The organism is Viridibacillus sp. NPDC096237, from assembly GCF_050278625.1.
Classification (GTDB): Bacteria; Bacillota; Bacilli; order Bacillales_A; family Planococcaceae; genus Viridibacillus.
This window is the reverse complement of the sequence record NZ_JBNNTI010000007.1, coordinates 38,328-50,343: the sequence shown is the minus strand read 5'-3', so window position 1 is coordinate 50,343 and position 12,016 is coordinate 38,328. Positions and strand designations below refer to the sequence as shown.

Genomic DNA, 12,016 nt, shown 5'->3' with positions numbered 1-12,016 from the left:
TAAAAAAAGAGTTACGTCCCATATAATTGTGGGCGTAACTCTTTTGATATTTTAAAATGAAAGATGATTCGTTAACACTTGTACAAAATGTTCTATACCTTTACGATCATCATCAGAAAAGCGGTTTTGAATAGGGCTATCGATATCAAGTACACCAAAAAGCTTACCTTCAATGATGATTGGAACAACAATCTCTGATTGAGAAGCTGCATCACAAGCAATATGACCTGGAAATGCATGAACATCTTTAACGACGATTGTTTCTTGTTTAGCTGCTGCGGTACCACAAATTCCACGTCCAATTGCAATATGAACACAGGCGGGTAACCCTTGGAATGGTCCTAGCAATAATTCATCGTTTTTATGTAAGTAAAATCCACACCAGTTAATTGTATCTAAAAATTGATTTAGTAATGCCGAGGCGTTGCTTAAATTAGCAATGGCATCCGTTTCGCCTACTAATAAAGCGTCTAGTTGCTTAGCTAATAAAGCATATTGCTCTGTTGGGCTGCCACTAAAAGAGGATTGTGTAAACATTCTATCTCTCCATTCTAAATTATTTTAAAGGGAAAATTTTATCATAATGTTGGTGTAAATTCGTAACTTGATGAGCGTCAGAGCCAAAAACAAGCGGAATCTTTAGAGTATCAGCAAGTTTAATATATTGTAATGGAGGATAAGGTTCTTTACAATATTTTTTTGATAAACCTGCTCCGTTAACATCTAGTTCATAGTCCTTGTTGGCCATCAGTTGTAAAATTTCTTCGATTTGTTTGTGATCGTCTATTTTTTGTTGATGAGCTAATTGAAATTTATGAACGAGTGTCGGGTGGCCGATTCGCTTTGGTTTGAAAGGACCTAAATCAGCAGAAATAGATTCTTTTACTGTTTCATAATATAGATTGTAAACTTCCTTTACTGTTCCAACTTTTTCGGCAAACTCAAGGAAAATCTCACTTGAATAGTCTACACATGTGTAGGCATTGTCATATTTTAAAAAGTGAACTGATAAAATAGCATCGTCCAACTGTGGACCGATGTGATTTAAAAAGTCCCGTATTTGTCGTTCATAATCGGTAATATAATCGACTTCTAAACCAATGCGGATACGAATTTCTGATGCATATTGTTTTTTTAGTTTTTTTAATTTTTCTATGTATGTTGTTAATTGTTCGGTTTTCATACCACTATCCTTGAAAGGCGTTGGGTCAGTAAAATTGTTAGGAAGAGGTGCGTGTTCTGTAAACGTAATGTCAGTAAATCCAAAATTGATTGCTTTTTTGATGTAGTCTTCAAAATCATCCATCGTTCCATGAGGGCAAAAAGGTGAGTGAATGTGAGCATCTCGTTTCATAAAATATTCCTCCAACTTGTATAATATAGTGATATGGTAGATATTTTTTAAAAATACGTGTAAACGGTAAACAAATTCACCGAAAACATGGTAATATTAAGGTTAATTAATAGGCTGAAATAGTGATTTAGGAACAGGGGGTCTTACGATGCAGTATATCATTCCCGTCATCATCGTACTATGTATTATAGTAGCATTTATTTTCATTTTGCGTCGAAAACATAATAACGAAATTCAGAGGTTGGAACAAAAAAAGCTTCAAATTCAAAATAAACCTGTTTTGGAGGAGTTAACAAAAGTGAAAGCTCTGAATATGAATGGTCAAACAGAAGAAATGTTTGAGCGTTGGCGCAATAAATGGACGGAGCTTATGGACGTTGAAATGCCTAAAATCGACGTGCTATTATTTGATGCCGAAGAGCATGTGGATAAATTCCAATTTGGCAAAGCGACAGACATTGAAAAAGAAATTGAATCACGTATTAATGAGTACGATCAAGAGATGATCCAAATTTTAAAAGAACTTGGTGAATTAATCGGTAGTGAAGAGAAAAACAGAATCGAGATTGAACAGCTGAAGGATCAGTACCGTTCAGCAAGAAAGACGTTGTTAGCGCATCAATATTCTTACGGTCCTGCAGCAGGTCCATTAGAAAAACGTATGGAGGCATTTAATCCGAAATTTGAAGAATATGAAGTACTAACGGAATCAGGTAACTATTTGCAAGCAAGAGAAATCGTTATTACGTTAGATGAAGAAGGTCAACAAATTTTCAAATTGATAAATGAAATTCCAGCGTTATTAACGGATATTCAACACAAAATTCCATCTCATATTCATGAACTGCGAAACGGTCAACGCGAAATGGAAGAACAATCTTTCTTCCTAAAGCATCTAGAAATGAATGAAAAGTTAGATGTGATTGAAGAGAGTATCGCTGAGTTTAAACAACAAATTGCTGATCTGAACATAATTTCAGTACAGCATCGTGTAAATGAAATCAAAGATGAAATCGATTCATTTTACGATGCATTAGAAAAAGAAGTAATGGCTAAGCGATTTGTCGATGAAAACTTTGAACAAATTGGTAATCGATTAGAGGACGTCATTTTATCAACTCTTGAAACAGCAAGAGAAGCAGAAGAAGTTCAAAAAGGATATCATTTATCAGAAAAAGACGCTGCACTTCCTACCAATTGTAAACAACAATTGATGTCAGTTCGTCAGCGTTATGAATTGTTATCGGTACAAGTAAAAGAAGAACAATCTGCCTATTCTAGCTTACAAGAGGAGTTAAAGGGAGTTAAAGAAGAAACAGAACGCCTATTTGAAGAGCAAGATCGATTTGCTGATCGCTTAAAGAGTTTAAGAATTGACGAAAATAAAGCAAGAGCTACACTCGGAAATCTAAAGCAGTTATTGCATGAAACAGATCGTATGTTAAATAAGGCGAATATTCCGGGGATTCCAGAAGAAATGGATATACGATTAGAAGAAGCTGAAGAACAATTATTTATAGTTGTTCAAAGCTTAAAAGAAGTGCCGTTGAATATGGTAGTCGTACATAAGAATTTGGATACCGCTGAAAAATGTATTCAAGATGTACATAATACAGCAACAGAAATGCTTGAAAACGTACTTTTAATCGAAAGAATTATTCAATACGGTAACCGTTACCGTGCATCTAATCCGACAATGCACCAACGTTTACTAGAAGCAGAGCAGGCATTTCGTGAATTCCGTTATGCAAAAGCGCTAGAAAACGCGGCAACAGCTGTAGAAGCAGCAGAACCAGGTGCCATGAAAAAAATTCAAGTACTTGCCAAAGACGACAATTGACGTTCATAATAAGAGAAGCATAAAGCCACCGCACGGTAGAGTGCAGGTGGCTTTCTTTTGGAAGGAAGGTTACACAATTGATTTATCTTGATCATAGCGCGACGACAAAACCAGATTCAGCTGTTTTGAAAACATTTATTCAAGCAAATGAACGATACTATGCAAATCCAGCTTCGCTTCATCAAATGGGTACAGAAGCCAATACATTATTAATGAAAGCAAGGGAACAAATCGCACAAATTCTGAAAACAGGGCCTGAGCATATCATTTTTACGTCGGGTGGAACAGAATCAAATAACTTTGCTATTAAAGGTCTTGCCAGAGCAAACCAACATCGTGGCAAGCATATTCTAATCTCCGCTATCGAACATCCATCTGTCATCGAAAGTGCTCGTCATTTAACAAATGAAGGCTTTGAATTAGAATTCATCGAAGTTGATGAAAATGGAAGTATTATACTTTCTGACCTTCAAAGTAAAATTCGTAAAGATACTGTTCTTGTTAGTATTATGCACGTAAATAATGAAATGGGAGTTATTCAACCAATTCCGGAAATTACAAAGATAATCCGTGCAAATAGTCGTGCGTTTTTCCATGTGGATGCAGTACAAAGTTTCGGTAAATTACCAGTGCAATTTCACGGAGAAAGCGGTCCTGATGCTTTAACTATATCTGGTCATAAAATACATGGCTTAAAAGGAACAGGATTATTAGCCCTTTCTAAGCGCATTAAAATTCAACCGATATTTCATGGTGGTGGCCAAGAATTAGGTTACCGTAGCGGAACTGTTGCTGTACCACAAAATGTTGCTTTAGCGAAAGCTATGCGTTTAATTATGGAGCAAATGGCAGAAAATACAGCGAAATTTGCAAAGTGGCGCGATGATTTACATTCGTTTTTCAATAACTTTTATCATGTTCACGTTATTTCAAGTAATGACGGTGCTCCACATATTATAAGTTGCAGTGTAAGAGGCTTAAAAGGTGAAGTAGTTGTCAATGCATTGCAAAGTGAAGGTTTTATCGTATCAACATCTAGTGCGTGTTCTTCAAAAGATTCAAGTATTAGTCATGTTATAGAAGCGCTTCATATAGAAGAAAGTTTTGAAAAAGGTGTTATACGAATAAGTCTTGGTAATGGCTTAACAAATTCAGATATCGACCAATTTAAAGTAGTATTTGCGAAAATGATGAAACAATTAAAAGGAGAGACAATTCAACTATGAAATGGCATGAAATACTAATACGTTACGGTGAATTAACGACTAAAGGACGTAATCGAAAACAATTTATCACACGATTAAGAGAAAATTTACGTTTCTCATTTGCAGATATACCAGATATGAAAATTCGTGCAGAACGAGATCGTATGTATATTAGCAGTGATAACGACGATGATATGGATGAACTGATTAAACGCTTACCAACAGTTTTTGGTATCCATTCTTTTAGTCCGGTTGCTAAATGCGAACCCACTTTAGATGCAATGAAAGAACTTGCAATAAATATTATGAAATCAATCGATACTGATGGTAAATCGTTTAAAGTAAATGCAAAGCGTTCAGATAAAAGATTTCCGTTAGACACATATGAGTTACAGCTTGAGATGGGTGGACATGTATTAAGAAATATTCCGAATTTATATGTTCAAATGAAAGAACCTGAAATTGAACTTCGTATTGAAGTACGTGAACATGCAGTATATATGATGGTAGAAGTAATTCCTGGTGCTGGTGGTTTACCAGTAGGTGCAAACGGAAAAGCATTGTTATTATTATCTGGTGGTATCGACAGTCCAGTTGCAGGTTATTATATGATGAAACGCGGTGTACGAATAGAAGCAATTCATTTCTTCAGTCCGCCATTTACAAGCGATCGTTCACTTGAAAAAGTTAAAGATTTAGCCGAAAGAATGAGTCGCTTTGGCACAAATGTGCGTCTGCATATCATTCCATTTACTGAAATTCAACAAGTAATCCAACAACAAGTGCCAGAAAACGTAACTATGACTTCGACACGACGTATGATGATGAAGATTTCAGATGCAGTAAGACAAGAAATTGGTGCAACTGCAATTGTAACCGGTGAAAACTTAGGACAAGTAGCAAGCCAGACCTTAGAAAGCTTAGCCGCTATTAATGAAGTAACTTCAACACCTATTTTACGCCCATTAATCACATACGATAAATTAGAAATTATTGATGTAGCAAGAAAAATTGACACTTATGATATTTCAATACGTCCATATGAGGACTGCTGTACGGTATTTACACCTGCAAGTCCAAAAACAAAACCGAAATTAGAGAAAGTTGTGTATTATGAAAGCTTTACTGACTTCGATGAAATGATTCAAAAAGCAGTGCAAAACCGCGAAATTCATACGTTTCCGAAGAAGAAGCAAGATGAATTTGCAGATTTACTCTAATACAAGAAAGAATTTCCTGTAATTTGCCCGTATGAAATCCCTCCTTCGGCGCATTCTATATTCACAAGGAGGTGATACACATGGCAAATTCAAATTCAAATCCACTTGAAGTAGCAGGTGCTAAACAAGCGATCGACCAAATGAAATACGAAATCGCACAAGAATTCGGAGTGCAACTTGGTCCAGACGCATCATCGCGTGCTAACGGTTCCGTTGGCGGAGAAATTACAAAGCGATTAGTGCAAATGGCTGAGCAACAATTAAAAGGTTACAACAAATAATCAAATGATTAAGTAACCAAAGCAGAAGTCGGTGGTAAATTTGTCACCGGCTTCTTTTTTTGTTGATTTCATTATCTAGTACTAAGACTTGATAGTATACGCAAGTTGTGCGAAGTTAGAATTTTCTGTATAATGTTAATATTCTTAATGTGAGCATCTTAAGGGGGAGCTTTTCATGAAACGCGAAGATTTACTTGCGCCAGAAGATTATAATTTAGTTGAGGAATTTGAAAGGTATATACATGATGAGGCAAGGAAAGCCATTGTTTATGAAAACGAAAGTGGTAATACAGATGAAATCACATATGCTGGATTAATAAAAAAAGCAAATAAAGTGGCAAATGTATTTACCAACCATGGCTTGAAAAAAGGTGATGTAATCCTTATAATGGTACCTCGCTTAATCGATACATATGTTACATATGTGGCTGCTCTAAAAGCTGGATTAGTCGTTATTCCTAGTTCTGAAATGTTACGTGCAAAGGATATTGATTATCGCCTTGTACATAGTGAAGCTAAAGCCATCGTTTCTTACGAGCCATATATTGAACAATTTGATGAAGTAAAACATTTAGAAGGCTTAAAACTTTTTGTTATTGGTCAAGCACATAAACCTTGGATTGAAATTATTCAAGAAGCAGAAACAACATCTGAACAATTTGAAATGGCACCGACAAAAAATACAGATATGGCATTTTTATCATACACAAGTGGCACAACAGGAAGTCCTAAAGGCGTTGTCCATACGCATGGTTGGGCTTATGCACATTTAAAAACAGCGGCAGCTCATTGGCTTGGTATTGAAGATGGCGATCTTGTTTGGGCAACGGCAAGTCCAGGTTGGCAAAAATGGATTTGGAGTCCGTTCTTATCGGTATTAGGTAGTGGAGCAACTGGTTTTGTTTATAATGGCAAATTTGAGGCAACAAAATACTTGCAACTATTAGAACGTTATAAAATTAATGCATTGTGCTGTACGCCAACAGAATATCGCATTATGGCGAAGGTTGATGGTTTAGGAGAATATAATCTATCTGCATTACACAGTGCAGTTTCTGCAGGTGAACCGTTAAATCGTGAGGTAATCAATGTATTTGCAAGATTATTTGACTTAGAAGTCCGTGATGGTTATGGGCAAACAGAAAATACATTATTAGTCGGCACAATGAAAGGTATGGAAGCAAGACCGGGGTCAATGGGGAAACCAACACCAGGTAATATCGTTGATGTTGTTGATGAATACGGCAAACCATGCCCAGCTGGTGAAGTTGGCGATATTGCAGTACATGTAACGACACCTGCTCTTTTTCAAGAATATTTAAAAGATCCAGAAAGAACGAGCATGCAATTTCGTGGTGATTATTACATCACAGGCGACCAAGCTAAAAAGGATGAAGATGGTTACTTCTGGTTTGAAGGGCGTTCTGATGATATTATTATTAGTTCAGGCTATACAATTGGACCATTTGAAGTGGAGGATGCTTTAGTCAAACACCCTGCAGTACAAGAGTGCGCCGTTATCGCAAGTCCAGATGAAATCCGTGGTAATATCGTAAAAGCATTTGTCGTCTTAAAAAATAAAGAAGATAAAGGTTCAATTATGCTTATACAAGAGTTACAAGACCATGTGAAACAGCTAACGGCACCTTATAAATATCCGAGAGCGATTGAGTTTATAGATGAATTACCAAAGACAACTTCCGGTAAAATTCGTCGAGTTGAGTTAAGGAATCTAGAATTAAATAAAGCATAATAATAGATAAGTAGAAGGCCTATAGTCACTGCAACATGGCAGTGGAATAGGTCTTCTTTTTTATGTTACGTTTACTTTCGTATACTAAAGTCATATAATTATAGCGATAATCTATAAATTGAATATAGAATGAGGTGTTTCATTGCAGAACGAAAAGAAAGGCATACTTTCTGCCTTAGGCGCGTATATAATGTGGGGGTTCTTTCCTTTCTATTGGAAAGGGTTACAGCATGTTTCAAGCGAAGAGGTTTTAGCAGGACGTGTAATTTGGTCATTTATTTTAACATTAATATTTGTATGCTTCTTAAAACAAGGAAAAACATTAATAGCAGATTTTAAACAACTTTGGCAGCAACCAAAATCATTTTGGTTACTAGTTGCTGCAGCTTATTTAATTTCACTCAATTGGTTTTTATACATATGGGCTGTTAATAATAATCATATCGTAGAATCTAGCTTAGGTTATTATATGAATCCATTAGTGTCTGTACTATTAGGGATTTTCTTTTTAAAGGAAAAACTATCTAAGGCACAAGTGCTATCTTTCATAATCGCTGCTATCGGAGTGTTAATATTAACTATTTCATACGGTCAAATTCCTTGGCTGTCATTTGGTTTAGCATTAACATTTGGGGTATATGGTTTACTGAAAAAGAAAGTACTAGTGGATGCAACAAGAGGATTAGTATTAGAGACATTCTTTATATTACCTGTTGCAGTTGCATATTATATCTATGTCTATTTCCACGGAAATATTTCATTTTTACATATCGATATGAAAACGGATTTACTTATTTTAGGAACGGGTATAGTAACTGCGGTGCCATTAATATTATTTGCGACTGGTGCACAGAATATTCCTTTATATTTAGTTGGATTTATCCAATATGTATCACCAACTATTATGTTGTTTTTAGGTGTAATTGTATACGGTGAATCATTTAGTGGAATAGATTTATTATCATTTACTTTTATTTGGGTAGCATTAATATTATTTTCAATTACTAAGATTATAGAGGTAAGAAAAACGAAAAATTAGTAATTTGAAAAAAACGAAACATTATCAAGCTTGATTCGTAAGTTAATAGAAGGTAAAAGGAGGAAAAAGAAGATGAATGCAAAAAGATGGATCGCTTTAGGTGCAGCTGCTTTTTTGTTAGTTGCTTCAATTGGCGTAAATACTGTATTAAAGGTTGCTACAGCAGACTTTACATCAAAATTTGATAACATGCTTAATATGTCTGGCGGTACTACATATAGCGAAATACCAATTGAATCAGGTGATTTTAATAAGCGAATTGCTGTATTATCCGTGAACGGTACAATTCAAGATAATGGAGGTTCTGGTTCTTTATTAGGAGGATCACCAAGTTATAATCATAAGTTCTTTATGAATCAATTAGAGTCGATTATAAATGATAAGTCTATTAAAGGTGTAGTTTTAAAAGTGAACTCACCAGGTGGTACTGTTATTGAGTCAAAACAAATTTATGACAAGATTAAAGAACTTCAACAGGAACGTAAAATTCCGTTTTATGTATCTATGGGATCAATGGCTGCTTCAGGTGGTTATTATATTTCAGCACCAGCTGATAAGATCTTTTTAGATGAAGAAACGATGACTGGGTCAATCGGTGTAATTATGCAAGGCATGAATTATGGCAAATTAGCAGAAAAGTATGGAATTGAATTTCAAACAATCAAAACAGGTAAGTACAAAGATATTATGAGCCCTACACGTGAAATGACGTCTGACGAGCGTTCTATGCTACAAGAAATGATTAATGATTCTTATGAACGTTTCGTGGATGTTATTGAGGATGGCCGTGGCATGAGTGAAAAAGAAGTTAAGAAAGTTGCAGATGGCCGAATATTAAATGGTACTCAGGCGATTAAAGCTGGCTTAGCAGACGAAATCGGCTATGCAGAAGATACGATTGAAGCGATGAAGAAGGATCATAAACTAGATGGTGCAGAAGTATTTGAATATACAGCAACTGAAGATTGGACTTCAATATTCTCTGTGAAAATGAATAATCTATTCGGTGCTTCTGCTGAAACACAAGCAATTAGTAAAATTCTTTCTAACTACAATTCTGCACCGCGTATGATGTATATGTACGGTGATGAGTAAGGGGCGATGAAAATTGACAGGATTTGTTGAGGTAAACACGATTAGTCAAGAGCCGGTACAGGTTAGAAAAATAGAGCAATATCAACTAAAACCAGCAGGGTTCTGGGTTCGATTTTGGGCTTACTTATTGGATTTAGCTATCATTAGCGCGATTTCAGGCTTAACAGTGAATCCGATTGTGACTATACTCGGAATTGATACTGTGAATGCTCCATGGTATGCACCGGTAACGATTGTTTCTAGTGTTATATTTTATTTATACTTTGTAATCATGACAAAGTTTTGGAATCAAACTGTTGGGAAAATGGTACTTGGACTTAAAGTAATCCATGAAAAAGAGGAAAAGTTAAAGTGGGGTACAGTAATATTCCGAGAATGGATTGGAAGATTCTTTTCAGCTACTTTACCAGTTATCTATTGGATGGTGGCTTTTACACCAAATAAAAAAGGTTTGCATGATTATATTGCGGATACAATTGTAGTTCATGAAAATACTTATGAAAAACATGATAAGATGGTACGAGTGGAACAAAAAGAACCCACTATTGCTGAATCAAAAGAAGAGGGAAATTTATCTGTTGATAAAGAAGCAGTTGATTCTGAGGTTTCTCAGTTGCAAGAGCCTAAAAGATTCGAGTAAGATTAATACAAGGAGGCGTTGAAATGGTACAAGTAACATTTAAAAATAACCCTGTAACATTAGTAGGTAACGAAGTAAAAGTAGGGGATGAAGCACCTAACTTTATAGTAGTAGCTCCAGATCTTTCTGACAAAACTTTACAAGATTTTGAAGGTAAAATTCGTCTAATAAGTGTAGTACCTTCAATAGATACAGGCGTTTGTGATGCACAAACACGTCGTTTCAATGAAGCTGCTTCTGATTTAGGTGAAGATGTAGCCATTTTAACAATCTCATGTGACTTACCATTCGCTCAAAAACGCTGGTGCGGCGCGAACGGTATCGAAAATGTCTATACATTATCAGATCACCGCAGTATGTCATTCGGTGATGCTTATGGTGTACATATGAAAGAACTTCGTTTATTAGCGCGTTCTGTATTCGTTGTAGACCAAGCTGGAAAAGTTGTTTATGCTGAGTATGTATCTGAAGGAACAACACACCCAGATTACGAAGGTGTGTTAGCAGCTGTTAAAGAACTAGTATAATAAGAATTCTAATGATTATTACAACATGAAACCCACTCTGCCTCTTATGAGTGGGTTTCACGTTTGAAGGAGTATATATGGAAACAATTGAAAAACTCTTTTCTTTTATTAATGACAATGCTCAGAAGATAGAAAAGGAACAAGAATTATCATATTTAGATAGTGTTTTAGAAGTTTTGAATGCGTGGTTGGATGGCGATAGTGTACCTGCTGGTAAAGTCGCCTCAAAAGAAGATATCCGTAAGGCGATTCAACTGGCAATTTTAAAAGGGATGCGTGAAAATGCACAACCTAATCACCAAATGACTCCAGATGCACTAGGATTGTTAGTTGGGTATTTCGTGGAACAATTTATGGATAGTAAAGAGCAGACTGGCGCTAAAATCAAACTTCTAGACCCAGCAGTTGGTACAGGGAATTTACTATTAACAGTGATGAACTTACTACAAGACCGAGTAGATGGGATAGGAGTAGAAATTGACGAGCTACTTATCCAATTAGCGGCTGCAGCTGCCGATTTAACGGAGCAGCCAGTTGCGCTTTTCCGTCAAGATGCATTACAAAATTTAATGATTGATCCTGCTGATGCTGTAGTTTGTGATTTACCAGTAGGTTACTATCCAAATGATGAGGTAGCAAAGGAATTTGAGCTGAAGGCTACTGAAGGCATGACGTATGCGCATCACTTATTTATCGAGCAATCATTAAAATATTCGAAGGATGGCGGTTATCTATTCTTCTTAGTACCAGAGAATATTTTCGAATCAGAACAAGCGCAAGATTTGTATAAATATCTACAAAAAACGGCATGGATTCAAGCAGTAATCCAATTACCAAGTTCACTTTTCTCGAATAAAGCACATTCAAAAAGTTTATTTATCTTACAAAAGAAAAGTGCGGATGGAAAACCTGTGAAGGAAGTATTGCTTGCTAAAGTACCAAGTATGACTAATAAGCAAGCATTAGAAATGTTCTTCACAAAAGTTCAAATTTGGAAAAAAGAGCAAAAATAGTGCGTAAAAAAGAGGTCCTAATTATTATTAGGAGCCTCTTTTTATTTAA

The 12,016-nt window shown here is 35.8% G+C and carries 12 protein-coding genes; 10 read left to right on the top strand and 2 right to left on the bottom strand.

The genetic code is table 11. From position 1 onward, the window contains the following. Positions 1-51: 51 nt before the first annotated feature. The gene (locus ACQKMD_RS06635; RefSeq protein WP_427750523.1) at positions 52-537 is read right to left on the bottom strand and encodes a GAF domain-containing protein; all 486 of its coding nucleotides are present in this window, start codon (positions 535-537) and stop codon (positions 52-54) included. A gap of 19 nt (positions 538-556) precedes the next feature. Beyond that, on the bottom strand, positions 557-1,354 hold the full coding sequence (gene hisJ / locus ACQKMD_RS06630) for a histidinol-phosphatase HisJ (RefSeq protein WP_427750521.1): 798 nt from the start codon (positions 1,352-1,354) through the stop codon (positions 557-559). 148 nt (positions 1,355-1,502) lie between these two features. Between hisJ and ezrA the strand changes: the two genes are divergently transcribed. The 10 genes from ezrA (at position 1,503) to ACQKMD_RS06580 (ending at position 11,967) form a co-directional block, all read left to right on the top strand. Then, entirely contained in the window at positions 1,503-3,194 is a 1,692-nt protein-coding gene (gene ezrA / locus ACQKMD_RS06625) for a septation ring formation regulator EzrA (protein ID WP_427750519.1), read from the top strand. Between the two features lie 77 nt (positions 3,195-3,271). Beyond that, positions 3,272-4,420, top strand: a complete 1,149-nt coding sequence (locus ACQKMD_RS06620) for a cysteine desulfurase family protein (RefSeq protein ID WP_427750517.1) — start codon at positions 3,272-3,274, stop codon at positions 4,418-4,420. Further along, on the top strand, positions 4,417-5,619 hold the full coding sequence (gene thiI / locus ACQKMD_RS06615) for a tRNA uracil 4-sulfurtransferase ThiI (RefSeq protein ID WP_427750515.1): 1,203 nt from the start codon (positions 4,417-4,419) through the stop codon (positions 5,617-5,619). Before ACQKMD_RS06620 ends, thiI begins: the two co-directional genes overlap by 4 nt. A gap of 80 nt (positions 5,620-5,699) precedes the next feature. Then, on the top strand, positions 5,700-5,900 hold the full coding sequence (locus tag ACQKMD_RS06610; protein ID WP_038187843.1) for an alpha/beta-type small acid-soluble spore protein: 201 nt from the start codon (positions 5,700-5,702) through the stop codon (positions 5,898-5,900). Positions 5,901-6,075: 175 nt separating this feature from the next. Next, positions 6,076-7,653 (top strand): acyl-CoA synthetase MbcS, encoded by a 1,578-nt coding sequence (mbcS, locus tag ACQKMD_RS06605; RefSeq protein WP_427750513.1) that lies wholly within the window; start codon positions 6,076-6,078, stop codon positions 7,651-7,653. Positions 7,654-7,795: 142 nt separating this feature from the next. After that, the gene (gene rarD / locus ACQKMD_RS06600) at positions 7,796-8,692 is read left to right on the top strand and encodes an EamA family transporter RarD (protein WP_427750511.1); all 897 of its coding nucleotides are present in this window, start codon (positions 7,796-7,798) and stop codon (positions 8,690-8,692) included. Positions 8,693-8,764: 72 nt separating this feature from the next. After that, a complete protein-coding gene (sppA, locus tag ACQKMD_RS06595) occupies positions 8,765-9,787 on the top strand; it encodes a signal peptide peptidase SppA (protein WP_427750509.1) in 1,023 nt (340 codons plus the stop codon). Positions 9,788-9,800: 13 nt separating this feature from the next. Beyond that, the gene (locus tag ACQKMD_RS06590) at positions 9,801-10,427 is read left to right on the top strand and encodes an RDD family protein (RefSeq protein WP_427750508.1); all 627 of its coding nucleotides are present in this window, start codon (positions 9,801-9,803) and stop codon (positions 10,425-10,427) included. Positions 10,428-10,450: 23 nt separating this feature from the next. Next, positions 10,451-10,954 (top strand): thiol peroxidase, encoded by a 504-nt coding sequence (gene tpx / locus ACQKMD_RS06585; protein WP_427750506.1) that lies wholly within the window; start codon positions 10,451-10,453, stop codon positions 10,952-10,954. A gap of 77 nt (positions 10,955-11,031) precedes the next feature. Then, positions 11,032-11,967, top strand: a complete 936-nt coding sequence (locus ACQKMD_RS06580) for a class I SAM-dependent methyltransferase (RefSeq protein WP_427750504.1) — start codon at positions 11,032-11,034, stop codon at positions 11,965-11,967. Positions 11,968-12,016: the final 49 nt, after the last annotated feature.